This window comes from Loktanella salsilacus (assembly GCF_900114485.1).
GTDB classification, from domain to species: Bacteria; Pseudomonadota; Alphaproteobacteria; order Rhodobacterales; family Rhodobacteraceae; genus Loktanella; species Loktanella salsilacus.
In genome coordinates this window covers 76587-101684 of record NZ_FOTF01000009.1, presented here as the reverse complement: position 1 = coordinate 101684, position 25098 = coordinate 76587, and the positions used below count along the sequence as shown (strand labels likewise).

The following is a 25098-nucleotide window of genomic DNA, read 5'->3' as shown; positions in this document are numbered from 1 at the left end:
CTGAGTGCGAACCGGCCACTGTAATGATTCCGCAAGAGGGCATCATGGTGCCCCGATTTGACTTCTGCCCTTTGCTAGCCCGCCGCGTCTGGGCCGCTGATCCGCATTGGCAAGGGGGTTGCGCAAAATCGTGATGCACAGACGTGCCGCGTCTATCGCTGGATTGATAGCTAAAGCAATTTGTGTTTTCGGCGCGGTAGCAATTTGAATAACAAGGTTTCTGTCATGTTAACGCGTCCCGTCTACGCCCCCCTTCTGATTGCCGCGTTGGCGTGGGCGGGGATTTTAACGCAGTCCGCAGCGCAAGAAGGCAGGCCGCCTACTGCCGTCACAGTCGTGACCTTGCAGCCGCAGCAGGCGACATTGACGACGACGTTGCCGGGCCGCGTCGCGGCCTCTGCCATGGCAGAAGTGCGGCCCCAGGTGGCAGGGATCATCACAGAGCGCTTGTTTACCGAAGGCGCGCCCGTGACCGAAGGCGACGCGCTGTACCGCATTGATCCGGCCAGCTATGACGCAGCTTTGGCGCAGGCTGATGCGGCGGTGGCGCAGGCGCAGGCCCAGCTGGATGCGGCGCGCAAAGCGGCGGCGCGCGCAGACGAGTTGCAATCGCGTAACGTCGCCAGCACCGCGACAAAAGACGACGCCGATGCCGCGCGCGCCGGCGCCGAGGCGAATTTGCAAGCGGCCGAGGCGCAGCGCACCGTGGCCCAGATCGAACGGGATCGCACCACGATCAAGGCGCGCCTGTCCGGCGAGATTGGTCTGTCAGAGACAAGCGCCGGTGCTTTGGTGACCGCTAGTCAGGCGACACCGCTGGCTGTGATCCGCAATATTGATCCGGTCTATGTCAACGTGACCCAGTCGGCGGCGGATCTGTTGGTCTGGCGACGCGATCAAGGGGCGGGACAGGTTGACCGCTTTGACCCGACAGTGACGCTGACGTTGGCCGATGGGTCCATCTTTGATCAGACCGGCAGCCTGACAGCGGCAGAGCCGAACGTGGACGAGCAGACCGGTGTGGTCCTGCTGCGGATGGAATTTGCCAATCCGGACAAGCTGTTGTTGCCGGGGATGTATGTGCAGGTCGAAATTCCGACCAGCACGCTGGATGATGTCTTTTTGGTGCCGCAGCAAGCGGTCAGCCGTGACCAGCGGGGCCAAGCGACGGTCATGACGGTGGATGCGGATAACGTGGTGCAGTCCAAGATCGTGAATGTCGTCACCGATCGGGGTCCTAGTTGGATCGTCGATGACGGTCTGGTGGCGGGCGACCGCGTTATCGTGGCGGGCCTGCAAAAGGTCGCCCCCGGTGCGACGGTCACGCCGACAGAGCAATCCAGCGATGCGGAACCTGCGGACGCTGCCCCCACTGAATAATGCGATCAGTCATGGCACGCGCCCATTCGTTGGGGTGCGTGTCTGACTGACACCCGGCTTTGCAGCCTTTATCTATTTTCGAAAGACCTCTCATGGCCCGTTTCTTTATCGACCGCCCGATCTTTGCCTGGGTCATTGCGCTGTTCATCTCTGGCCTTGGGATTTTATCAATCCTGTCGCTGCCGATTGCGCAGTACCCGCAGATCGCATCGCCTTCTGTCGCGATCCGCGCGGTGTACCCCGGTGCCTCGGCCGAGACGGTGGCGAATACGGTGACGCAGGTGATCGAGCAGCAAATGACGGGTCTGGACGGGCTACGCTATTTCTCGTCCAGCTCCTCCTCTGCTGGCGGAGCGAGCATTACGTTGACGTTCGAGACAGGCACAGACCCGGATATCGCGCAGGTGCAGGTGCAGAACAAGCTGGCGCAGGCGACGGCGTTGTTGCCAGAGGCGGTGCAGCGGCAGGGTGTGACGGTGCAGAAATCGTCGTCCGGCTTCTTGATGGTTGTCGCGTTAATTTCAGAGGATGGCAGCTATAGCGCGACGGACCTGTCGGATTACTTGTCGTCAAATATGGTCAACGAAATCAGCCGTGTGGACGGCGTGGGCAGCGTGCAGGTCTTTGGGTCGCAATATGCCATGCGCATTTGGCTGGACCCGGCAAAGCTGGCGGCCTTCAATCTGACGCCGTCGGATGTTGTGGCTGCAGTGTCAGAGGAAAACGCACAAATCTCGGCTGGCTCCTTTGGCGCGCTACCGGCGCTGGACGGGCAGCAATTGAACGCGACGATCACCGCGCAATCTTTGCTACGCACGCCAGAGAATTTCCGCCAGATCGTCATTCGCGCGGGCACGAACGGCGGCCTTGTGCTGCTGAATGACGTTGCCCGGGTCGAGATCGGATCAGAGAATTATTCCACGATTACCCGTTACAACAGGTCCAATTCGACGGGCATGGCAATCTCGCTCGCACCGGGCGCGAACGCGCTTGATACCGCCACGGCGGTTGAGAGCCGACTAGAGGAGATGTCGCGCTTTTTCCCAGAGGGCGTCGAATACGTGATCCCCTACGACACGACACCTTTCGTGCTGATTTCGATCGAGGAAGTGGTCAAGACGCTGATTGAGGCGGTCGTGCTGGTGTTCCTTGTCATGCTGCTGTTCTTGCAGAATCTGCGGGCAACGCTGATCCCGACGCTGGTCGTGCCCGTGGTTTTGCTGGGCACCTTTGGCGTGCTGGCGATGTTCGGGTTCTCGATTAACTCTCTGACGATGCTTGCGATGGTGTTAGCGATTGGCTTGCTGGTGGACGACGCGATTGTCGTTGTCGAAAACGTCGAACGGATCATGGAGCAAGAAGGCGCGACCCCGCTGGAGGCGACGCGCAAGTCCATGGACGAAATCACCGGGGCGCTGATCGGCATCGCGGTGGTTTTGACGGCTGTGTTCGTGCCGATGGCGTTCTTTCCGGGCTCAACAGGCGTGATTTACAAGCAGTTTTCCATCACTATCATCTCGGCAATGGTGTTGTCGGTGGTGCTGGCGTTGACGCTGACGCCCGCCCTATGCGCGACGCTGCTGAAACCCAAGGGTCATACCAAGGCGCGCGGCCCGTTTGCATGGTTCAACACTGGATTTGGCGCAACGCTGGCGGGCTATGCGGCCAGCGTGGGCTGGATTGTGCGGCGTCCGTTCCGGATGGGGATCGTCTATATCGCGATCATCGCGGCGACGGTGTTTCTATTCTTGCGCACGCCGGGCGGGTTCCTGCCGGAAGAGGATCAGGGCATCCTGTTCACGCTGATCCAGACACCAACCGGTGCCACGGCAGAACGGACGCAGGCCGTGCTAGAGCAGGCCGAGAATTATTTCCTAGAGCAGGAATCGGACATCGTTGAATCCGTGTTCGGCGTTGTCGGCTTCAGCTTTGGCGGGCAGGGGCAGAACCAAGCGCTGGCCTTTGTGCGACTGAAGGATTGGGAAGAACGGACAGAGCCGGGTCAAAGCGTGCAAGCGCTGGCAGGGCGTGCCTTTGGTGCGTTCAGCCAAATTCAGGACGCCATGGTGTTCCCGATTGTGCCACCATCGGTGATCGAACTTGGCAATGCCTCTGGCTTTGACTTCTTCTTACAGGCGCGCGCCGGGCAGACCCACGAAGAGCTGCTAGCCGCACGTAATCAACTGCTGGGGATGGCGGCGCAAAGCCCGCTGATCGCCTCGGCGCGGCCAAGCGGGCTAGAGGACGCTGCGCAATTCAATCTGGATATCGACTGGCGCAAGGCGGGCGCGATGGGTGTGTCGGCCACGGATGTTGGCGCTTTGCTGACGACCGCTTGGGCAGGGCGTTATGTGAACGACTTCATCGACCGCGGCCGGATCAAGCGCGTCTATGTGCAAGGCGAGGCAGAGGCGCGGGCGGCGCCGTCGGACCTTGATAAATGGCGCGTGCGCAATGCCAGCGGAGGGTTAGTGCCGTTTTCGAACTTTGCCGAGGCGTCGTGGGTCTTCGGCCCGCAGGGCGTGAACCGTTACAACGGCATCTCTGCCATGCAGATCCAAGGCTCGCCTGCGCCGGGCGTCAGCACCGGGGAGGCGATTGCCGAAATTGAACGGCTGGTCGCGCAACTGCCCGAAGGGTTCGGGGCCGCTTGGACGGGTCTGTCGCTGGAAGAGCAGGAAAGCGGCAATCAAGCGCCGCTGCTGTACGCGCTGTCACTGGCGGCGGTGTTCTTGGCGCTGGCTGCTCTTTATGAAAGCTGGTCGATCCCCTTTGCGGTCATGTTGGCCATGCCGATTGGTGTGCTGGGCACCCTGCTTGCCGCATGGCTGGGCGGGTTTGAAAACGGCGTTTTCTTTCAGGTGGGCCTGCTGACAGTCATTGGTTTGACGGGTAAAAACGCAATCCTGATCGTCGAATTTGCCCGCGAACAAATCGAGGCGGGATCACCCGTCGTTGAGGCGGCAATTGATGCGGCGCGCCAGCGGTTCCGGCCTATCATCATGACATCAATGGCGTTTTCGCTGGGTGTCGTGCCGCTTGTGCTCAGCACGGGCGCAGGTTCGGGCGGACGCCAAGCGATTGGTGCAGGCGTGCTGGGCGGCACGATCAGCGCAACGGTGATCGGCGTGCTGTTCGTGCCGCTGTTCTTTGTCGTGATCGCGCGGCTGACCGGTGCCGGGCGGCGCGCTGACTAAGCTAAAATCAGGTGACTGAGTTAACGAAAGCCGGGTGCACATGCAGCGCCCGGCTTTCTGCGTTGCGGCGCAAACAGGACATGGGCGCCTTATTTTAAAATGATTATTCCCGCGAAGAGCCATAATTTAGCCGCAACACACGTTCAGGTTGGCTCGTGAGGCATTAAAAATTCGTCTGCGTGTCAGCTGCACGCCGCCTTGCAGACGAGGAAAATCGAAAGTGGTCTGATGGTACTTGGGTATATCTTTATCGGCATCGTGACGGGGCTGATCGGCGCGATCACCGCGGCGGTGATGGGGGCATCTTTCTGGATGGTCGGCGCGGCTTACACGCTGGTCGGCAGCTTTTGCGCCGCCACGTTTGCCGGGTTAGAACTGCTGCATCAGGCCCGCGGGAAGACGGGTACATTCATTGTGCCAGCCGAAGATGCGCAGCCAATCCTTTACGCTGGTCTGCCCGTGCCTGCGAACCTGCCCGGCCCGGTCATTCGGTCGCGCGGCATGCGCACGCTGGTGGTGGATGATGACCCATTCATCCTTGATCTGCTGACGATGATTGGCGAGTCCAATGAGATCGGAGAGGTCGTGACTGTTGCCTCTGGCGAGGCTGCCTTGGCGCTGCTGTCCGATCCGCATACGATTTTTGACAACCTGCTGTTTGATATCAGCATGCCCGTGATGAACGGCATCGATTTGTGCCGCGCTGTGCGCGATCTGCCTGCCTACCGCGAGACGCCGATCACAATGCTGACCGCGATGCGCGATGTGGAACACATGAGCGATGCGTTCCGGGCTGGCGCCGATGATTATGCGACCAAGCCGTTTGATGTAGATCAGCTGGTAGAGCGGCTTGAAGCCGCGCAGCTTGCCTTTGCCGCTCAGGGTCGCATCACCGGGTATCGCGGCCGGGCTGGCACCGTCGCACAAAAGTTCGCGATAAGCAGCCTTGCACAGGTCGGTGCAAAAGCGCGCGGCACGGCTTTGCCGACGATTGATGCTGTGGCGATGTCGAATTACCTGACGCAGCTGCCGCGCAAGGATGTGGCATCGGTGCAGGTGCTGGCTGTGAACATCAATCTGATTGCGGCCTATCACGCCGATCCCGCGCCGCAGCGCTGCGCTATCATGCTTGAAGAAATCGCTATTGCTGTTGCCGCTCATCTTGGCATTGATCAGACCGTCATGGCCTTTACCGAGGATGGCGATTTGCTGGTTGCATCCGTATCGGACGCACTGCCCGAGGCGCGAGATCTGGAGGCTGCGATCAATGCGCAGCTTGCGGCGGCGGGCTTTGCCGATATGGCAGATGCGGCGCAGGGTCAGTTGATTGCGGTCGGTGCCCCGGTGGCGTTGCAAGGGACGAAGGATCAGCGCGCGGCCTTGGCCAGCAGCCGGGCAATCCACTTTGCTGAAAACCGCGCCATGCAAAAACAGGGCGGCTCTGTCGTGGCGTTTCTGCGCGCCTAATGCCGGTCAAACATCAACGTAAAGGGCGCGGCAGGTCATCTGCCGCGCCCTTTGTGTTTTCAGCGGACGGCAACGCTTGGCAGGTTTAAAAATTTGGTATACCATTTTAAAAAAGCGCTACGCGGGAGTGATTATCATGGCGAACAATCGGGTCGGAATTTTTGGCTTAGGGGCCATGGGGTTTGGTATGGCGGGTGCGTTGCACCGCGCTGGCCTGACCGTGCACGGGTTTGACGTGAACCAAGATGCGGTCACTCGGTTTCAGGCCGCTGGCGGCGCGCCGGGCGATGTTGCGACCGTGGCAGCAACGCTGGACGCAGTAATCGTGGTCGTCGTGAACGGCGCACAGACCGAAGCGGTTTTGTTCGGGACCGGCGGCATTGCTGTCCAAATGGCCAAAGGGGCGGTCGTGGTTGCTTGCGCGACAATGGCACCCGCTTTGGCCCGCGACTTGGCGCAGCGCTGCGCCGACTTGGGCCTTCTGTATTTAGATGCGCCTGTGTCGGGCGGCACTTTTCGCGCGGCCGATGGCGAACTGTCGATCTTGGCCAGCGGCAGCCCCGAGGCTTTTGCCAAAGCGAGGCCCGCGCTGGATGCCATGGCATCGAAGGTGTTCGAACTGGGCGACGCCGCCGGCGCAGGCTCGTCGATGAAGGCGATCAACCAGATGCTGGTGGGCGTGCATATCGCGGCCATGGCCGAGGCGATGACCTTTGGCATGACCCAAGGCGTCAGCCCCGCGCAATTTCTAGAGGTTATTCCCCAATGCGCCGGCACCAGCTGGGCGCTGGAAAGCCGCGGCCCGCATGTGCGTGATGGTGATTATACGCCGCTGAGCGCGGTTGATATCTGGCCTAAGGATTTGGGCATCGTGCTAGAGATTGCCCAGTCTGAAAAGTTTGGCGCGCCGATTACGGCCGCGGCGTTGCAGCAGTTTATGGCGGCCAGCGGCTCTGGTCTGGGCCGCGAAGATGATGCCGCCGTTGCAAAAGTCTATGCGCGCAATGCCGGGCTGACCTTGCCGGAACGCACATGATGCAGGGCGGCTTCTTTGGCGCGATTGCGGATGATTTCACCGGGGCGACGGACCTTGCAGGCCTGCTGGCACGCTCTGGCCAGCCTGTGTCCTTGCGCATCGGCGTGCCGGATGGCGGCGATGCCGCACCGTTCGAGGTGATCGCGCTGAAAATCAGAACCTTGCCCGTGCAAGAGGCCGTCGCGCAGGCGATGGCAGCGCTTGACTGGTTGCAGGCGCGGGGCGTTCAACGGTTTTACTGGAAGTATTGCAGCACATTCGATTCCACGCCGCAGGGCAATATCGGCCCCGTGGCCGAGGCGATCATGGCGCGTTTGGGGGCAAAACAGACAATCTATTGCCCCGCGTTTCCCGAAAACGGGCGGGCCGTGTTTATGGGCAATTTGTTTGTCGGGCAGCAGCCTTTGGCGGAAAGCCCAATGAAGGATCACCCGCTGACCCCAATGCGCGATAGCAACCTGATGCGGTTGCTCGCGCCGCAGGTCATCGGTGACGTCGCCCTTATAGATCGTTTGACCGTGGCGCGGGGGGCGCAGTCTTTGCGCGCTGCGCTTGATAAAACGGAAGCACCGCATGTGATCGTCGACGCCGTGGCGGATGATGATCTGCATGTGATTGCGGCGGCCTGCCAAGACGATGTCTTGTTGACGGGCGGCAGCGCGGTGGCCATGCCTTTGCCTGACTTGTACCGCACGGCGGGGTTGATCGATGCGGTTGGCAGCGACGCTTTTACCATGCCGGATGGCCCGGCCTTGGTGCTGTCGGGGTCATGTTCGGCGATGACACAGAAACAAGTCGCCGCCTATGCCGCGGCGAACCCAAGCTATCAGCTTGACCCTTTGGTGCTGGATGCGGAAGGGGTGCAGCCGGCGCTGGACTGGCTCGCGCAGCAAAGCGGCGCGCCACTCGTTTATGCCACTGCAAGCCCGGACAAGGTGCGGGCCGCGCAGGACGCCATGGGCGGCGCCCGCGCAGGCAGCATCGTCGAAGAGGCGCTGTCAGCCATCGCCGTTGCCCGGCGCGATGCCGGCGTGCGACGGTTTGTTGTCGCGGGCGGCGAAAGTAGCGGCGCGGTGACGCAGGCGCTTGGCGTTACGCGCCTGCACGTTGGGCCAGAGATCGCGCCCGGCGTGCCGTGGTGCGCCGCAGACAGCGGCGGTGCCCGCGTCGCACTCGCGTTGAAGTCAGGCAATTTTGGGACGGAAGACTTCTTCTCGCGGGCGCTGGCATGACCGAGGCGAAGCTACGCGAGCTGATCTGCGATCTGGCCCGGTCGATGTATGATCGCGGGCTGACGGGGGGATCGTCGGGCAATATCTCTGCCCGGACCGAAGACGGCGGGCTGCTGGTGTCGCCCACGGGGTCAAGTTTTGGTCGCCTTGATCCGGCGCGTTTGGCGCGGTTTGACGCCAAAGGTGTGCATATCAGTGGTGACAAGCCGACGAAAGAAATGCCGCTGCACAGCGCATTTTACGACACCCGCAGCACGGCGGGGGCGGTGGTGCATCTGCACTCTTGCCACTCTGTCGCGCTGTCGCTGCTGGATGGCGGCCCTGCCGACAATTGGCTGCCGCCGCTGACGCCCTATGCGGTGATGAAGCTGGGCAAGGTGCAACTGCTGCCGTTTTTCCTGCCCGGTGATCCGGCGATGGGACAGGCAGTGCGCGGGCTGGCGGGCAAACGCGCGGCCGTCATGTTGGCGCATCACGGCCCCGTCGTGGCGGGCAAGGATATCGAGGCTGCGTGTTACGCAATCGAAGAATTAGAGGACACCGCGCGGCTGGCGCTGCTGACGCGCGGCATGGGCGCACGGTCGTTGACGGATGCGCAGGTGGGCCAAGTGGTGCAGGAGTTTGGTGTGCAATGGGACTGACGTTTTCAGCAAACCTTGGGTTTTTGTGGCAAGAGTTGCCTTTGCCAGATGCAATCCGGGCGGCACATAGGGCGGGATTTGCGGCAGTGGAATGTCACTGGCCTTATGACGTGCCGGCGCAGCAGGTCGCGGCGGCTTTGTCAGGCACCGGCCTGCGGATGCTTGGCCTGAATACCCGGCGGGGCGGCCCTGGTGAAAACGGCCTGTCCGCTTTGCCTGCGCGCGGGGCCGAGGCACGCGCCGCTGTAGACGAGGCGATTGCCTACGCCGATGCGATTGATGCAGGCGCGATCCACGTCATGGCTGGTTTCGCGACAGGGCAAGAGGCAGAGGCCGCCTTTATCGACACCCTGCGCTATGCCTGCGCCGCAACCACGCGCACGATCCTGATCGAGCCGCTGAACAGCTACGACGCGCCGGGCTATTTCCTGACAACGACAGCGCAGGCAGAAGGCATCATCGCGAAGGTCGCCGCGCCCAATCTGCGGCTGATGTTCGACTGCTATCATGTGCAGCTGATGGAAGGGGACGTCACGCACAAATTGGAACGCCTGCTGCCGATCATCGGTCATATACAATTTGCATCTGTCCCAGACCGCGGCGCACCGGACCACGGAGAGTTGAACTACCCCCATATCTTTGCCGTCGCAGAACGCCTTGGCTGGCCGCTGCCGCTTGGCGCAGAATACAAGCCCGGCGGGCCGACAGAGCCGACCTTGGGCTGGCTACTGCGCTGACCAGACGTAGATGATATAGGCCGCAAGCACGACCAATCCGATGCCGCGCCCAATGACCGGGCGGGTCAGTAGCAGGGCTGTCAGGGCAAGTGTCGCGGCAATCATAATGGGCAGATCGAAAGCCAAAAAGCGGTCTGCTACGGGGACCGGCTTGATGATGGCAGTCACGCCAAGGATGCCGAGCACGTTAAAAATGTTTGATCCCACGATATTGCCGATGGCGATTTCGGACTGACGGCGAAAGGCGGCGATGATAGATGTCGCAAGCTCTGGCAGCGATGTGCCGACCGCAACAATGGTCAGGCCAATAAACGCCTCTGACGCGCCAAGGCTACGGGCGATGGACACCGATCCATCGACCAGAAACCGCGCACCAAACATCAGCGCGACAAGTCCCACCGCGACCCAAAGGGCTGATTTCGCCATCGACGTCGGGACTGCGGTGTCGTCATCGTCGGTTGCGGGTCCGGGCTGCAGATAGGCCCAAGTTAAGTATCCTGCCAAGGCTGCGACCAGTAACAGACCGGGCAGGCGTCCGATTTCGCCAGTGGCAAATACTGGCACCAACACCAGCGCTGCTGCGACCATAACGGCCGTATCGCGCCGCAGCGTCGCGCCAGAGACGCGGATGGGCCAGACAAGACTGGTCAGGCCGACAATCAGAAGAATGTTCGCGATGTTTGATCCGATGATATTGCCAACGGCAATGTCAGGTACGCCGCGCATGGCCGCTTGGACCGAGACCAACAGTTCTGGCGTTGATGTCCCGAACCCGACGACGGTCAAGCCGATCAGCAGGGGCGGAATTGCCATGCGCCGCGCAATGCCGACACTGCCGCGCACCAGCGCTTCGCCGCCCAAAAACAAGCCGATTAGGCCAGCTACGACGTAGATGTAATCCAAGATATGATCCCCAAGAGCATCCGCGCGCCCCGTGGTTAGATGGGATCGGGAAAACGGCTCCACAAGGACCGCGGCGCGGCGCACTGACTAAATATTAAAAAGGGGAACAGCCCTCGCTGTCCCCCCTTCTTGTCGTCAAAAATATCTTGGGGGTGTGGGGGCAGCGCCCCCACGGGATCGGCGCGCTTTGCGCGGCGATCCAATGCTTACTTTGCCGCGACCGCAGTCTGCTTTTGCGCGCCAAGACCCTCGACTTCGACCTCCATCACATCGCCTGGACGCAAAAAGCGTTGTGGCTTCATGCCCATGCCCACGCCAGAGGGCGTGCCCGTGGCGATAATGTCGCCGGGGCGCAGTTCCATAAAGCTGGACATGTAGCTGACGATCTCGCGCACGCTAAAGATCATGTCGGATGTATTGGAATCCTGCACCGTGTCGCCGTTCAGTTTCAGCGTGACGCGCAGGTTTTGCGGATCGCCCACTTCATCCGCCGTCACCAGATAGGGGCCGGTGGGTCCGAATGTCGGCGCCGATTTACCCTTAATCCACTGGCCGCCGCGTTCGGTCTGAAAGCTACGCTCTGACACGTCGTTGATCGTGCAATAGCCTGCCACATAGTCCAGCGCGTCTTTTTCCGACACGTAAAGCGCGGTTCTGCCGATCACGACGCCTAATTCGACCTCCCAATCGCCCTTCTCGGATGTACGCGGGATAATGACGTCGTCGTTAGGGCCGGACAGGGCAGAGGTCGCCTTGGAGAAAATGATCGGCTCTGCCGGGGCATCCATGCCGGACTCTTTGGCGTGCAGGGCGTAGTTCAGGCCAATGCAGAAAAAGTTCGGCACGGACGACAGGCAAGATCCGATGCGGCCGGGATCAGTCACGACGGGCAGGGCGTTGATGTCGATGGTGCGGATTTTATCCAGCGCCTCAAGGGCGACAGCTGGGCCGGACAGGTCGGGGACATGGGCGGACAGATCGCGGACTTGGCCGTCTGCATCCATAATACCGGTCTTTTCTTGTCCGACTGGTCCAAAGCGTAGCAGTTTCATAGGTCGTCCTTTCTGTCAGCCGTGGCTGAGGCTTGTTCGATTTCTTGGGTGATAACGTTGATAATGTCCGGCGCGAGCCGGTCCAGATGCGCGCCAAGCGCTGTGCGGATGGCATCCGTGTCGCGGGCGCGCAGGGCGGCGACGATTTGGCTGTGATGATCGACAACACGTTCGCGGTTACGGCGCTGGATCGCGGATAAGAACCGTGAACGCCACAGCCGGGACAGGAATGTGCTGTGAATGTCGGCTAAGGACGGATTATGCGCTGCGCGGGCTAGGCCGGCGTGAAAGCTCATGTCGATCTCGAACATTTCGACCGCGTCGACGGTGTCGAATTTATCGGCCATCACGTCCACGATCGCAGCAAGGGCGTCAATTTCCGCCTCAGTGGCCCGGGCGCAGGCAAGTTCGGCGGACATCTTTTCGATAGCAAGCAGGACTTCAACATCGTCGGCGACCTGTTTGACAGATGGGATGGATACGATGGGGCTGCGCGCGGGGCGCAGTTCAACAAGCCCTTCGGTCGCAAGGATACGCACCGCTTCGCGCAGGGGCGTGCGGCTAACGCCGAGTTTATCGGCGTTATCACGTTCCTTGATCGACATGCCGGGACGCAGGATGCCGCGCAGGATGTCGCGGCGCAATTGATCGGCTATCTGGGCGGGCAGGGTCTGATCGGCCATGTTATCCTTTGGCGTTTGAGTCGCGTTGGCGGGGTTTCAAGGCACCCCGAGGCGGCGTTCAAATTTGGTATACCGAAATTTGTTGCGTGTCGAGAAGCACCTCGCTAACGTTTCTTCAGATGGTATACCATCTTCGTTTGCGTGCCGGGGAGGGCGCGTAGAAATGATAAAATGGCAGCCTTCGGGACTGCTAAGGGAGGAAGACCACGATGTCATTGAAAACAATCATGTTGTCTGCCGTTGCTGTGGCTGCTGTTGCGGCCCCGGCGTTCGCGCAGACTAACCTGCGCATCTCGACTCACTATGCGACTGAACACCCCAGCGGCAAAATGCTGGCGCAGTTCGCGGATGATGTAACTGTCATGTCGGACGGTGATCTGACGATTGAAATGTTCTATTCCAGCTCTGTCGTTGCCACGACAGAGACGTTTGACGCCGCGATCAACGGCATTCTGGATTGCGACGCGACGGGCGGTGCCTATCAGACCGGCAAAAACCCTGCGTTCCAATTCGTCGGTGACATCATGGGCGGCTATGACACGCCGTGGCAGCAGTATAGCTGGCTGTATTACGGCGGCGGATATGATGCCGCACAAGAGCTGTATAATGCCCAGGGCATGCAGTTGGTTGGCTGGTCGATCTATGGCCAGGAATCGCTGTCGTCCTCTAAGCCGATTGCTGGTCTAGCTGATTTGCAGGGCTGGAAATTCCGCTCGCCTCCGGGGATGGAGACCGAGATTTTCCAAGAACTGGGTGCGACACCCATCGTGATGGATTTCACTGAAATCTTTACGGCGCTGGAAACCGGAATCATCGACGGGGCTGATGCGTCAGGTCTGGCCAATAACGTGGGTCTGGGTCTGTATGACATCGTTAAGCATGCCACCTATCCCGGCTTTCATTCGATGCCGTCCGACCATTTGGCCTGTAACAAAGCCGTTTGGGATGGCCTGACCGAAGGTCAGCGCCGGATCATCGACACCGCATGGCAAAAGCTGGGCTTTCAGATCGCATTGTCGAACGAGAAGGCAAACTCTGAAGCTGCGGCAGAGCTGACCGCCGCCGGCGTCACGCTGTATGACTGGACGCCAGAGGATCGCGCTGCGTTCCGTGCTGGTGCGCAGGTCGCATGGGCTGATTGGGCGACACGTTCGCCAGAGGCCGCAAAGCTGGTCGACAGCCACAAAGCCTACCTGAAACAGCTGGGTCTGTTGGCCGAATAAGCCACGACAGATTTGGGCGGGTCCGGTTATGGACCCGCCCTTTCTAAGCGCGCACGACCGCAGGCACACCACGTGGGGGGAGACCACAGATGCACGACAATTCGCTTTGGCTGGGCCGGATGCGCGGGCCTGTAAAGACCGCGATGATGGTCTTTATCGGACTGACGCTGGCCTTATATGTCTGGCTGATCGCGCAGCACCTATTCAGCGACACCGCCTACGGCATGTTCGAGATGATCCGCCCCGCGGGGCGCCCGCTGGTGCTGGTGATGTTGATTATCTTTAGCCTTGCGCTGTTTTTCGCGTCTTTGTTCCTATCGGACACAAAGGGCGCGATTGAATCCCCGCCCGAGGGGGTCTTTGACCTTGTGTCCGTCGTGCTGGGCCGCCTGTCGATGATCATGACCACTTTTATCGTGCTGGTCATGTTCTACGAGGTCGTGTCCCGCTATGTCTTTTCCAAGCCGACCCTTTGGGCGAACGAGCTAAGCCTTTGGATCGCCGCCTTTGTTTTCCTGCTGTCGGGGCTTTATGCCATGCAGCAGCGCAGCCACATCCGCATCTATGTGATCTACGACATGATGCCGCGATGGGCGCAGAAATTGTCTGACTGTATCTCTGTCCTGCTGATTGTTGGCTTTGCCGTGGCACTGGTCTGGGGCGGTTATACCGACGCTGAAAACCGCTTTATGCGGATGGAAACCTTCGGCACAGCGTGGGATCCTCCCATTCCGGGTATCGTAAAACCCGCGTTGCTGTTGATCATCGTATTGGTGGCGTTGCAGGCCGTGTCGAACCTGTTCGCAGATTGGCACAAAGACCCGTCAGAGATGGGCTCTAACGACGATATCGACGAGGTCGAAATCGAGAATATTCGCCGCACGCTTGAGGAGCAGAAGTAATGGTCGATATCGGCACCCTAAGCCTGATTGTTCTGCTTGGCATGTTCGCCTTGCTGGCAATCGGCATGCCGCTGGGTTTTGCCAGTGCGTTTCTGGCGGTCGTCACGCTGTCGCTGAAATTCTCGCCTGAATTACTGTGGGGTGATTTTGGCCGCGGACCGATGTCGGTGCTGGGGCAGGCGGTGTACCGCCAGATGACGAACTATGTTCTGATCTCTGTCCCGCTGTTCATCTTTATGGCCGCTTTGCTGGAACGATCCGGCATTGCGCGGGATATGTATTCGTCGCTGAATGTCTGGCTGTCCCGCGTGCGCGGCGGCATTGCGGTCGTCACCTCTATCATGGCCGTCATCATGGCGGCGATGTCGGGCATCATTGGCGGCGAAGTCGTTCTGCTGGGCTTGATTGCGCTGCCGCAAATGTTGCGGCTGGGCTATAACCAGAACCTTGCGATTGGCACGATCTGCGCGTCAGGCTCGCTTGGCACCATGATCCCGCCGTCGATTGTGTTGATCTTTTACGGGCTGGTGACAGAGACCAGCATCAAGGCGCTGTTTACCGCGTCGTTCCTACCCGGCTTCATGCTGGCGTCGTTTTTCTTGATCTATATCGTCGTGCGCACCCAGATAAACCCCGAGATGGCCCCGCTGCCGCCAGAGGTCCCAGGAGAGCCAAAGGGCGGCGATAAGGGGCTGATGTTTCTTGGATTTATGTCGCGGTTCACGGCTTGGGTCGCAGGCGTATTGTTTGTGCGGGCTGTGTTTTTCACTGTGACTGGCGACAATGCGATCCGCGAAGGGCAGGACCCGATCCCGCTGGGGATGGTCAGCGATATTCCATGGATCGTTGGCACATTCGTGCTGTGCCTTATCCTGATCTTCTTTGTCTGCGGCCGTGACCGCACGGCCAAAGGCTGGGAAATGGGCAAGGGCCTGATCGCGCCAACCGTTGTGATCGGCGTCGTGCTTGGGTCGATCTATGGCGGCATCACTGGCATCACAGAGGCCGCAGGCATGGGCGTGATCGCGGTCTTCGTGATTGGCGCGCTGCGGCGCGAGATGACGTTTGAAATCGTCTGGGACAGTCTGATCCGCACGCTGCGGTCCACGGGTGCGATCATCTGGGTCACAATCGGTGCCGCTGCGCTGGCCGCCGCTTACACACTAGTGGGCGGGCCGACTTATGTCGCGAACCTGATTGTGGGCGCTGATCTGCCGACGATGGGGATCATTCTGGTGATGATGTTCGTGTTCCTGATCATGGGCATGTTCATGGACTGGGTCGGCATTGTACTGCTGATCATGCCGGTGTTCCTGCCCATCGTGGTGCGGCTTCCCGCAGAAGAGATCGGCTTTCTTGGCTCTGTCGATGCGCGCTATATTCCGATCTGGTTCGGTGTGGTGTTCTGTATGAACATGCAGGTCAGTTTCCTGTCGCCCCCCTTTGGTCCGGCTGCGTTCTACCTAAAGTCCGTGGCACCTGCGCATATCAGCCTGACGGATATCTTTAAGGGGTTCCTACCGTTTATCGTGCTGCAGCTGATTGCGCTGAGCGTGTTGCTGATCTGGCCGCCTATCGTCACGCTGTTCTTGTGATGGCATGGCCTCACCAAAGGCGTTGGTGATGGCCGGGGCCGTCCCGCCAAGGGTGGATCGCACGGCGCTTGGGCTGGGGTTGATGGTCATGACGGTCGTGTTTTTCACGATGATCGACACATCGGCCAAATGGCTGGTGACCGCAGGGCTGCCTGCGCTGCAGGTGGTCTTTGCCCGCTATGCGATGCATTTCGTGTTGGCGCTGGTGGTGTTCATGCCGCAAGGCGGGCCGTCGCTGTTCCGTTCTCAGCGGCCAAAGGTGCAGTTTCTGCGATCGATCTTTCTGTTCCTGTCGACGATCCTGAACTTTACCGCGCTCAAGTTTCTGCCGATCACGGTGACGACGACGATCATGTTCGCCGGGCCGATTGTGGTCACGCTACTGGCGATCCCGATGCTGGGCGAAAAGGTCGGGCGGCACCGCCTCGTTGCGGTTTGCGTCGGGTTTCTGGGGGTGATCGTAGTCATGCAACCTTGGGGGCTGGCCTTTCACCCGGCAATGCTGCTGAACATCGGCGCGCTCTGTATGGCGTCGCTGTATTTTATCCTGACGCGTAAACTGGCTGGCATTGAAAGCAACGCAACCAGCCAGCTTTGGTCTGCGGGGCTTGCAACGGCTTGCCTTGCGCCTTTTGCAATGTCGACGTGGGTTTGGCCGCACGGCGCTGTGGATTGGACGTTTTTCCTGCTGATCGGGATCTTTGGCGGCACTGCGCATATTCTAGCGGTGGCGGCGCACCGGCTGGCGGATGCCAGCATCCTTGCGCCAGTAATCTATATTCAGATCGTTCTGGCCGGAGTCTCGGGCATCATTTTCTTTGACACGTGGCCGACCGTTTGGACGCTGGGCGGCGGGGCGATCATTATCGCCGCTGGCATCTATATCTGGCACCGCGAACGCCAGTTGTCGCGTACCGTGACCCCGGTGAATGTGCATGCCCGCGGCCCCATGAATCACTGACGCGGCGACAAATGACGCCGCCGCTGCGATTCATTGACTTGAGCTGCCTTATCACACTAAATCCAAGTCATATCTGAGCAACTTAAAGGCCATTTTTCATGGACCATGCCGAGCACCTGCAATGGCTGAACGAACAGACTGATATCGAAAACATTTTTGCCTGCATCTGCGATCTAAACGGCACCCTGCGCGGCAAGCGTTTGGACGTCGCGCAAGCGAGCAAGATCCTTGAAGGCTCTGTCCGTATGCCGCTGTCGCTGGCGGGTCTGGATATTTGGGGCGAGGATATTGAGGTATCGGCGCTGGTGTTTGAAACCGGCGACGCTGACGGCATTTGCCAATATACGGGGCGCGGCATTTTGCCGATCAACTGGACGTCGCGGCCCACCGCGTTGATCCCGCTGAGCCTTTATAACGAAGATGGCCGCCCGTTTATGGGTGATCCGCGTCATGCGCTGGATGCGGTCGTGAAGCGGTATGCCGAAAAGGGACTGACGCCGGTCGTCGCGACAGAGCTTGAATTTTACCTTGTCGATCCGACCGAGACGATCCCCCAGCCGCCCCTGTCCCCGGTGACCGGCAAGCGTTTGGATAGCGACGGCGCGCTTAGCCTTGATGAGCTAGAGCATTTCGACGAGTTCCTGAACGACGTCTATGCCGCCTGCTACGCCCAAGGTATCCCGGCCGACAGCGCCATTTCAGAAAACGGCGCCGGCCAGTTCGAGATTAACATGCGCCATGTTGGCGACGCCCTGCGCGCGGCCGATGACGCCGTGTTGTTCAAGCGGCTCGTGCGCGGGATTGCCCGCAAGCACGGCTTTGCTGCGACATTTATGGCGAAACCCTACGGCGACCGCGCCGGCAGTGGTTTCCACGTCCACTTTTCGCTCGAGGATGAAGACGGCAACAACGTCTTTGACAACGGCGGCGAAGAGGGCACGCCGATCATGATGCACGCCGTTGCGGGTCTGCTGCACACGATGCAGGAAAACGCGCTGGTGTTTGCGCCGCACGAGAATTCTTTCCGGCGCCTGCTGCCGGGTACGCATGCGCCGTCCTCGGTCGCGTGGGGCTACGAGAACCGCACGGTCGCCGTGCGTATTCCGGGCGGCCATCACAAGGCGCGGCGGATTGAACACCGCGTCGCTGGCGCGGATGCGAACCCTTATCTGGTGCTCGCATCCATTCTTGGCGGTGCCCTGCTCGGGATCGAGGGCGCATGGGAGCCGACAAAGGCACTGGTCGGCGACGCCTATGCGCAGGAAAAAGAGCTAGCTCACCTGCCGCTTGACTGGGCGACGGCTATTCAGGCGTTCAAAAACGGCGCGCATATCCAGTCCATCTATGCGCCGCGCTTGCAGCGCATGTTGGTCGATTGCAAACGGCAGGAACAGCACCGGTTTAACCGGCATGTCACTGAATTTGAATACGATACCTATTTGGAGACGGTGTGATGCAAAATCACCCATACGCCGGGACCGGCGCCCATACGACAAGCTATTACGCGGCATCCGCGAACCCATCGCCGGATCGGCCTGCGCTGCAGGGCGACATTCAGGCGGACATCTGTGTCGTGGGCGCAGGCTATTCCGGCCTGTCCACTGCGCTGCATCTGGCGGAAAAAGGCTATTCCGTTGTCGTGATTGAAGGCGCGCGCGTCGGCTGGGGCGCCTCTGGCCGCAATGGCGGTCAGGTGGTGAACGGGCTGAACGCATCGCTGCAAACGATTGAGCGGCGCTATGGCAAGGACACCGCAACGTTTGTCGCAGGCATCGTGCAAGAGGGCGGAGAGATCATCCGCCAGCGCGTTGAAAAATACGATATTCAGTGTGATCTGAAGCCGAACAATGTCTTTGTCGGCTTGACGGATGCCCACCTGAAAGAGCTGGAAGCGCGTCAGACGCTGTGGCGCGGCTATGGCATCGACAATCAGGAAATGCTGGACCGCAATCAGCTGCAAAAGCATGTGAAATCAGACCTTTACAGTGGTGGCCTGATTGATCGCACCGGTGGTCATATGCACCCACTGAACCTTGCCCTAGGTGAGGCCGCCGCAATCGAGAGCCTTGGCGGCAAGATTTACGAGATGTCGCCGATCCTGTCCGCCGATACCGAGGCGGCGCAGCCAGTGGTCAAGACGGCGCAAGGCTCTGTCACCTGCAAGACGCTGGTGCTGTGCGGCAATGCCTATCTGGGTCATGCCGTGCCGGATCTGGAACCGCGCGTGATGCCCGTGTCGACGCAGGTCATGGCAACAGAGCCACTGGACCCTGCGCTGGCAGAGGAACTGATGCCTGGCGACGATTGCATCGAAGATATCCGCTATATACTTGATTACTATCGCCTATCGGCTGACAAACGGATGCTGTTCGGCGGCGGCACGGTCTACGGCGGCGCTGATCCTGCGGATATCGAGGCGAAGCTGCGGCGTAACATGGACAAGGTCTTTCCCCAGCTAAAGGGCGTAAAGATCGACTATGCGTGGTCGGGCAATTTTGCACTGTCCTTTAGCCGCGTGCCGCAGATGGGCCGCCTTGGGCGGAACACCTATTACGCACACGGCTATTCTGGCCATGGCGTGACAGGTTCGCACCTGTTTGGCCGCATCTTGAGCGAGGCGATTGACGGCGATCTATCGCGGTTCGACGTCTTTGCCGGGCTAAAATGGTATCCGTTCCCCGGCGGGCGTGCGCTGCGCGTGCCCTATTCGGTGATGGGCAGCTGGTATTATGGGCTGCGCGACAAGCTGGGGCTGTAACCCTTTCTTACCTGCGGCCGACAACATAGGCCGCAGGTTGAGTTCCATGCGGAACTGTTTCGCAGCAGGGTGCGTTTGTCCGTCAGACAAAACAAAGCATCCGCTGCGAAAGGGTCTGACATGACTGACAACAAATCCGTGCCCCCCACCACGACTGACGCCGGTATCCGCGTGCAAAGCGACGAGCATTCGCTGACCATCGGCCCAGACGGTCCGATCCTGCTAAACGATCACTATCTGCTAGAGCAGATGGCGAACTTTAACCGTGAGCGGATACCCGAACGTCAGCCCCACGCCAAGGGCTCTGGTGCTTTTGGCACGTTCGAGACGACGCAGGATGTGTCGCGTTATACCAAGGCTAAAATTTTCCAGCCGGGCGCGAAATGCGATGTTGTCATGCGGTTTTCGACTGTCGCGGGCGAGCGCGGCAGCCCTGACACATGGCGCGACCCGCGCGGTTTCTCGGTCAAAATGTATACCGAAGATGGCAACTTCGACATGGTTGGCAACAACACGCCCGTCTTCTTTATTCGCGATCCGATGAAGTTCCAGCACTTCATCCGCAGCCAAAAGCGCCGCGCCGACAACAACCTGCGCGACCACGATATGCAGTGGGATTTCTGGACGCTGTCGCCAGAAAGCGCGCATCAGGTGGCCTATCTGATGGGCGATCGCGGCATCCCAAAAACCTGGCGCGAAATGAACGGCTATTCCAGCCACACCTATTCGCTAATTAATGCCGAGGGTGAGAAGTTCTGGGTCAAGTTCCACTACCACACCGATCAAGGTGACGGGAACGCTTATTGGTCGCAGGACGAGGCTGACAAACTGGCGGGCTCGGATGGCGATTATCACCGCCGCGATTTGTTCGACAACATTGCCAAGGGAAATAATCCCAGCTGGACGCTGAAGTGGCAGATCATGCCGTTCGAGGATGCAAAGACCTATCGCATCAACCCGTTCGATCTGACAAAAACGTGGCCGCATGCCGATTATCCCCTGATCGAGGTCGGTAAACTGACGCTGAACCGCAACCCCACCGATTTCCACACGCAGATCGAGCAGGCGGCGTTCGAGCCGAACAATATCGTCCCGGGTGTCGGTCTGTCGTTGGATAAGATGTTGCTGGCGCGTGGTTTTGCCTATTCCGACGCGCACCGTGCGCGCCTTGGCGTGAACTACAAACAGATCCCGGTGAACAGCCCGCAGGCCCCTGTGCACAGCTATTCCAAGGATGGCGCAGGTCGCACGGTCAATGTCGCCGATCCGGTCTATGCACCGAACTCCTATGGCGGCCCGGCCGCGCAACCGCAGGCCCATGACGAGCCGCTTTGGCATGCGGACGGCGATATGGTCCGGCAGGCCTATACCCTGCGCGAAGATGATGACGACTGGACGCAAGCTGGTATTCTGGTTCGCGACGTGATGGACGATGCCGCGCGCGAACGTCTGGTCGGCAACGTCGTCGGGCACTTGTCGGACGGTGTCAGCGAAAAGGTGCTGCTGCGCGCCTTTGAATACTGGCGCAATATCGACGGGCCAACCGGCGAAAAGATCGAAGCAGGCGTGCGCGAAAAATTGGGCGGCGAGTCCAAGGCACCGGGCATGGCCTCTGCGAAAAGCATCGGTGGCTAAGGCCTGCTGCAGATGACTGATAAAGCCCCCGGTGCTGCATCGCCGGGGGCTTTTGTTTGCCCAGGTGTCAGTACAGTCAGCTCGCGCCGTCCCGCATGTTTTCATGAAACTGTCGCATCATCCGCACTGGTTTGTTACGCGGCGGCCTCACCACCCGCTGTATTAACTCATCAGCGGAGAAGCCCAGATGCCCCGGATTTCCTTTAACCGTCGCCAGACCCTGCTTGGCAGTGCCGCCCTTGGCGTATCCCTTGCCATGCCGTCCTTGTCGCGCGCGCAGTCGCGTCCCCTGATCACGCACGGTGTCATGTCTGGCGATGTCGCCCATGACGGCGCAATGATCTGGGGCCGCGCCGACCGCGAGGCCAAGATGCTGGTCGAATGGGCCACGACCGAGGACATGTCAGATGCGCGCATGGTGCCAGCACTGGCCGTCGGCACGCCCAGCGATTTCACCGGCAAACTAGCGCTAACCGGACTGCCCAGTGATCAAGACATCTTTTACCGCGTGACCATGGCCGATCTGGCTGACGGCACTTTGTCAGAGCCGACCACGGGCACGTTCCGTACAGCACCGATGGGCCGCCGGGATATCAGCTTTGTCTGGTCCGGCGATACGGCAGGGCAGGGCTGGGGCATCGACGAAGATCGCGGTGGCATGACGACCTATGCCACGATGATGGGCCACGCGCCTGATTTCTTCCTTCACTCTGGCGATACGGTTTACGCGGACGGCGTGATCGCACCAGAGGTCGAATTGGCCGATGGCACGATGTGGAGGAACCTTGTGACGCCCGCCAAGTCCAAGGTAGCCGAGACGCTGGACGAATTTCGCGGGCAGCATTTGTACAACTACATGGACGCCAATGTACGCGCCTTTAATGCCGCCGTGCCGATGATCGCCCAGTGGGACGATCACGAGGTCACGAACAACTGGTACCCGAACGAGGTGCTGGCCAGCGACGACCGCTATACGGTCAAATCGATGCAGCTGCTGTCTGCCCGCGCGGCCCATGCATTCCACGAGATGATGCCCACACGGCAAAATCTGGCAGAGCCGATGCGTGTCTATCGCAAGGTATCTTACGGCCCTCTGCTGGACATTTTCCTGATCGATATGCGCACCTATCGCGGCGACAACACCGCCAATACCGAAGCAGAAGGTACGCCATTTCTGGGGGCCGAACAGCTGGCCTGGCTGAAGCGCGAGATGGTCAATTCGACCGCGACTTGGAAGGTTATTGCCGCTGACATGCCCATCGGCATGATGGTGCGCGATGGCGAAACGGCCATGGAAAACGGTGCTAATGGCGACGGTCCGGTTCTGGGGCGTGAAAAAGACGTCGCGGCTGTGTTGTCTTTCATCAAATCGGCGCAGATCCTAAACACCGTTTGGCTGACGGCTGACGTGCACTACACGGCCGCGCATCACTATTCCCCGGATCGCGCGGTGTTTCAGGACTTCGACCCGTTCTGGGAATTCGTTTCTGGTCCGCTGCACGCGGGCACTTTCGGGCCCAGCGATTATGACAATACCTTTGGCCCCGAAGTGCGTTTCGCTAAGCATCCAGAGCCGGGCCAAGCAAACCTGCCACCAAGCGACGGGATGCAGTTCTTTGGCCAGGTCGATATTGCGGCCGATACCGGCGTGATGACCGTGCGTCTGATGGACAGCGCCGACATAGAGCTGTGGTCGGTCGACCTGGACCCACAGACCGTCTAAATAAAACTACGTCCCGGGCGGCCTGCTGGGCCGTCCGGGACGGCAGGTTTCAGTTGGTTGTAGTGTTATTGGGAGTCCCAAAATCAACACTTTATAGAACAAGCCGTAAAACGCGATACTGTGCCTAATTTTTGAAAGTCGAAAGAAGCTGTTGTCGTGAGCAGCGGAGGCAAATTAATATTTTCGCCAGTTGCCTGTATAGGGCTGATGCCTATGTACAATTAATCTGAGGATATCGCGTTTCTCAATCTATTGCTGAGCGTGGTTTGGTGACGTGGCATTTCATTTTCGGCGGAGGAATATTGTGTACTAAATATGTTTAAGATCGTTTTGGCGAAGCCGCGTTTCGACATGTCACAAGTAAGGTGCGACTACAGATACCCTAACTTATAAAGGTAAAAATGAGCGCGCATTAAGAACTTATATTTCTAAACATTATATGATCATCTCTTTAAGCTTATAGGTCCTACTGAACATTTGCATTTAATTGACCTAACCTAGATTATTTGCGCGTAGCGTGCGGTTTCGAAATCCTGCACGTTTAGGATAGCGCTGCTCATGTTCTTTCAGGTAATGGCGCGCAACTTCTATCTCTCCAACATCAAGCGCTAAGTTTATAAGCGCTTCTAGCGGGCCACCTTTTGATGTTGGTAGATTGTCGGCGTCAACCAAAAGGTCGATAGCTGTTCCTGTGTCCCCAATTTGGACGTGAGCCTGCGCCAATAACAGCATCAAATCCGTTGATCGTGTCACAAGATCAGGTGCGCCTTCCGCAGCGGTAATGACGCCGTGGTAATCCTTGGCCTTGGCCGAAAGCCGCATGGTCGCGGCTACATTATGGGCTATACTTTGTTCGCCGTCGATGTTTGTCGGGTCCGTTATGTATTGATCAATGACGTTTGCCATAATGGATGCAACAAGGTCTGGCGAAACATGACGAAAATCGTCATCCTGCCATGCAACGTCTGGATTTGAAAGCATCACAAATTCATAGGATGGGAAGTAATCAATGTTATCGGAATCCCGAGTAAAAGCATCAATTGCAGCGCGTTGGACTGACTTTGAATATGTATTGGCGACCAAAACATCCATGTCACGAAACGTCGATAGTAACGGAACGGGTGATACGGTTAGCAACATGCGCAGCGGCTTTGTGCGATGTTTTTCTAAAAGTTTTCGAATATCATGCAGGCCGCTTAGTACATCCTCGTAACTTAATACTCGGAATTCAAATCTGTCCGGCTCTGCATTTACGAGCGCAAGAGGTGGAGAGGTGTTGATGTAAATGCCAAGCTTAGTATCAAACCAAGTTTCTACATAGCCGAGAGTCACGACGACAATATCGGCGTCGGCAACGCGTGCAAGTACATCAAGATATTGTGTGCGAAAAGCCAATATAGCTTCGACTGGAAATTCGAGCTTTGCCAGTCCTAATTGTAGATCTGCATACCAGCTCTTTCCCTCGACTTGATAGAGGATGTCGGCGCCGGGAAAGGTCTCCCTTTCAAGCGCCCATTTCAGATCGTTATATATGGAGTGGACGGAGTACTTGTTGAAAAAGTTTGGCGTAAATCCTCGGCTATCTCCAATGATGCCTAGATCGACTTCATGGCTAGTGACCTGCATGCCAGCATTGATCAAAGCCACTTCAAGACTGCGCGCAAAGCAGGACCCAATGGTGAAAAATGACTCATCAGCAGAAATTTTAAACGAAGGTCGACCGATGGGTGTCGCTGTAGGGCGCAACCTGTTTGCACCAAGATTTGGTGATGGGTATCGACGTTGTGGATTGGATTTTGCGCGCTCGTAGGCTTCTTTTGCAGAGACCTGTTCGATGTTGCGGCTCATGTCAGGTCCTCTTCGCAAAGCGTATGCATAACGTCATGGCTTACGTCGGGAAGGTTTTAATCCCCAGCCACCCAACGTTAACGTTAAGCTGCCAGAGCAAAAAAACTTACATGCATGCCACGACA

At 59.0% G+C, this 25098-nt stretch carries 19 protein-coding genes; 15 read left to right on the top strand and 4 right to left on the bottom strand.

The features are described 5' to 3' along the window. Positions 1-225 precede the first annotated feature (225 nt). From BM131_RS09920 to BM131_RS09890, 7 genes are all read left to right on the top strand, one after another. Positions 226-1380, top strand: a complete 1155-nt coding sequence (locus tag BM131_RS09920; protein ID WP_090188996.1) for an efflux RND transporter periplasmic adaptor subunit — start codon at positions 226-228, stop codon at positions 1378-1380. 92 nt (positions 1381-1472) lie between these two features. Further along, on the top strand, positions 1473-4577 hold the full coding sequence (locus tag BM131_RS09915; protein WP_090188994.1) for an efflux RND transporter permease subunit: 3105 nt from the start codon (positions 1473-1475) through the stop codon (positions 4575-4577). 228 nt (positions 4578-4805) lie between these two features. Continuing rightward, positions 4806-6044 (top strand): response regulator transcription factor, encoded by a 1239-nt coding sequence (locus tag BM131_RS09910; RefSeq protein WP_090188992.1) that lies wholly within the window; start codon positions 4806-4808, stop codon positions 6042-6044. A gap of 136 nt (positions 6045-6180) precedes the next feature. Next, a complete protein-coding gene (ltnD, locus tag BM131_RS09905; RefSeq protein WP_090188991.1) occupies positions 6181-7080 on the top strand; it encodes an L-threonate dehydrogenase in 900 nt (299 codons plus the stop codon). Beyond that, positions 7077-8312, top strand: coding sequence for a 3-oxo-tetronate kinase (gene otnK, locus BM131_RS09900; RefSeq protein ID WP_245754201.1), 1236 nt, complete (start codon positions 7077-7079; stop codon positions 8310-8312). Before ltnD ends, otnK begins: the two co-directional genes overlap by 4 nt. Then, complete coding sequence (otnC, locus tag BM131_RS09895) at positions 8309-8953, top strand: 3-oxo-tetronate 4-phosphate decarboxylase (protein WP_090188989.1); 645 nt, start codon at positions 8309-8311, stop codon at positions 8951-8953. Before otnK ends, otnC begins: the two co-directional genes overlap by 4 nt. Further along, entirely contained in the window at positions 8950-9690 is a 741-nt protein-coding gene (locus tag BM131_RS09890) for a hydroxypyruvate isomerase family protein (RefSeq protein ID WP_090189112.1), read from the top strand. The genes otnC and BM131_RS09890 overlap by 4 nt, the downstream gene beginning before the upstream one ends. Here BM131_RS09890 and BM131_RS09885 read toward each other — a convergent pair. From BM131_RS09885 to BM131_RS09875, 3 genes are all read right to left on the bottom strand, one after another. Beyond that, positions 9679-10593 (bottom strand): calcium/sodium antiporter, encoded by a 915-nt coding sequence (locus BM131_RS09885; protein ID WP_090189110.1) that lies wholly within the window; start codon positions 10591-10593, stop codon positions 9679-9681. The two genes, BM131_RS09890 and BM131_RS09885, sit on opposite strands and share 12 nt — an antisense overlap. A 206-nt stretch (positions 10594-10799) precedes the next feature. Next, positions 10800-11645, bottom strand: coding sequence for a fumarylacetoacetate hydrolase family protein (locus tag BM131_RS09880; RefSeq protein WP_090188988.1), 846 nt, complete (start codon positions 11643-11645; stop codon positions 10800-10802). After that, the gene (locus BM131_RS09875) at positions 11642-12328 is read right to left on the bottom strand and encodes a GntR family transcriptional regulator (protein WP_090188986.1); all 687 of its coding nucleotides are present in this window, start codon (positions 12326-12328) and stop codon (positions 11642-11644) included. Before BM131_RS09875 ends, BM131_RS09880 begins: the two co-directional genes overlap by 4 nt. Positions 12329-12537: 209 nt before the next feature. Between BM131_RS09875 and BM131_RS09870 the strand changes: the two genes are divergently transcribed. The 8 genes from BM131_RS09870 to BM131_RS09835 all read left to right on the top strand — a co-directional run bounded on the left by BM131_RS09870 (position 12538) and on the right by BM131_RS09835 (position 23125). Next, positions 12538-13551 (top strand): TRAP transporter substrate-binding protein, encoded by a 1014-nt coding sequence (locus BM131_RS09870; RefSeq protein WP_090188984.1) that lies wholly within the window; start codon positions 12538-12540, stop codon positions 13549-13551. Between the two features lie 89 nt (positions 13552-13640). Continuing rightward, on the top strand, positions 13641-14453 hold the full coding sequence (locus BM131_RS09865; RefSeq protein WP_090188982.1) for a TRAP transporter small permease subunit: 813 nt from the start codon (positions 13641-13643) through the stop codon (positions 14451-14453). Further along, on the top strand, positions 14453-16048 hold the full coding sequence (locus BM131_RS09860) for a TRAP transporter large permease (RefSeq protein ID WP_090188981.1): 1596 nt from the start codon (positions 14453-14455) through the stop codon (positions 16046-16048). The genes BM131_RS09865 and BM131_RS09860 overlap by 1 nt, the downstream gene beginning before the upstream one ends. Positions 16049-16076: 28 nt before the next feature. Continuing rightward, positions 16077-17009, top strand: a complete 933-nt coding sequence (locus BM131_RS09855) for a DMT family transporter (protein ID WP_090188979.1) — start codon at positions 16077-16079, stop codon at positions 17007-17009. Between the two features lie 98 nt (positions 17010-17107). Then, positions 17108-18463: a glutamine synthetase family protein gene (locus BM131_RS09850; protein WP_090188978.1), complete on the top strand. Its 1356-nt coding sequence runs from the start codon at positions 17108-17110 to the stop codon at positions 18461-18463. After that, positions 18463-19767, top strand: a complete 1305-nt coding sequence (locus BM131_RS09845) for an NAD(P)/FAD-dependent oxidoreductase (protein WP_090188976.1) — start codon at positions 18463-18465, stop codon at positions 19765-19767. The genes BM131_RS09850 and BM131_RS09845 overlap by 1 nt, the downstream gene beginning before the upstream one ends. 120 nt (positions 19768-19887) lie before the next feature. Further along, positions 19888-21402, top strand: a complete 1515-nt coding sequence (locus BM131_RS09840) for a catalase (protein ID WP_090188974.1) — start codon at positions 19888-19890, stop codon at positions 21400-21402. Between the two features lie 187 nt (positions 21403-21589). Further along, on the top strand, positions 21590-23125 hold the full coding sequence (locus BM131_RS09835; RefSeq protein WP_175499266.1) for an alkaline phosphatase D family protein: 1536 nt from the start codon (positions 21590-21592) through the stop codon (positions 23123-23125). Positions 23126-23617: 492 nt separating this feature from the next. Here the strand turns inward: BM131_RS09835 and BM131_RS09830 are convergent, their stop codons facing one another. Next, a complete protein-coding gene (locus BM131_RS09830; protein WP_090188973.1) occupies positions 23618-24973 on the bottom strand; it encodes a GSCFA domain-containing protein in 1356 nt (451 codons plus the stop codon). Positions 24974-25098 lie beyond the last annotated feature (125 nt).

What these genes read in the sequence shown, in the direction of transcription:
- BM131_RS09850 (WP_090188978.1), top strand. Translation starts at nt 17,108, where the DNA reads ATGGACCATGCCGAGCACCTGCAATGGCTGAACGAACAGACTGATATC.
- BM131_RS09910 (WP_090188992.1), top strand. Translation starts at nt 4,806, where the DNA reads ATGGTACTTGGGTATATCTTTATCGGCATCGTGACGGGGCTGATCGGC.
- BM131_RS09880 (WP_090188988.1), bottom strand. Translation starts at nt 11,645, where the DNA reads ATGAAACTGCTACGCTTTGGACCAGTCGGACAAGAAAAGACCGGTATT.
- BM131_RS09915 (WP_090188994.1), top strand. Translation starts at nt 1,473, where the DNA reads ATGGCCCGTTTCTTTATCGACCGCCCGATCTTTGCCTGGGTCATTGCG.
- BM131_RS09920 (WP_090188996.1), top strand. Translation starts at nt 226, where the DNA reads ATGTTAACGCGTCCCGTCTACGCCCCCCTTCTGATTGCCGCGTTGGCG.
- otnC (WP_090188989.1), top strand. Translation starts at nt 8,309, where the DNA reads ATGACCGAGGCGAAGCTACGCGAGCTGATCTGCGATCTGGCCCGGTCG.
- BM131_RS09830 (WP_090188973.1), bottom strand. Translation starts at nt 24,973, where the DNA reads ATGAGCCGCAACATCGAACAGGTCTCTGCAAAAGAAGCCTACGAGCGC.
- BM131_RS09870 (WP_090188984.1), top strand. Translation starts at nt 12,538, where the DNA reads ATGTCATTGAAAACAATCATGTTGTCTGCCGTTGCTGTGGCTGCTGTT.
- otnK (WP_245754201.1), top strand. Translation starts at nt 7,077, where the DNA reads ATGATGCAGGGCGGCTTCTTTGGCGCGATTGCGGATGATTTCACCGGG.
- BM131_RS09845 (WP_090188976.1), top strand. Translation starts at nt 18,463, where the DNA reads ATGCAAAATCACCCATACGCCGGGACCGGCGCCCATACGACAAGCTAT.
- BM131_RS09860 (WP_090188981.1), top strand. Translation starts at nt 14,453, where the DNA reads ATGGTCGATATCGGCACCCTAAGCCTGATTGTTCTGCTTGGCATGTTC.
- BM131_RS09840 (WP_090188974.1), top strand. Translation starts at nt 19,888, where the DNA reads ATGACTGACAACAAATCCGTGCCCCCCACCACGACTGACGCCGGTATC.
- BM131_RS09835 (WP_175499266.1), top strand. Translation starts at nt 21,590, where the DNA reads ATGCCCCGGATTTCCTTTAACCGTCGCCAGACCCTGCTTGGCAGTGCC.
- BM131_RS09855 (WP_090188979.1), top strand. Translation starts at nt 16,077, where the DNA reads ATGGCCGGGGCCGTCCCGCCAAGGGTGGATCGCACGGCGCTTGGGCTG.
- BM131_RS09865 (WP_090188982.1), top strand. Translation starts at nt 13,641, where the DNA reads ATGCACGACAATTCGCTTTGGCTGGGCCGGATGCGCGGGCCTGTAAAG.
- ltnD (WP_090188991.1), top strand. Translation starts at nt 6,181, where the DNA reads ATGGCGAACAATCGGGTCGGAATTTTTGGCTTAGGGGCCATGGGGTTT.
- BM131_RS09875 (WP_090188986.1), bottom strand. Translation starts at nt 12,328, where the DNA reads ATGGCCGATCAGACCCTGCCCGCCCAGATAGCCGATCAATTGCGCCGC.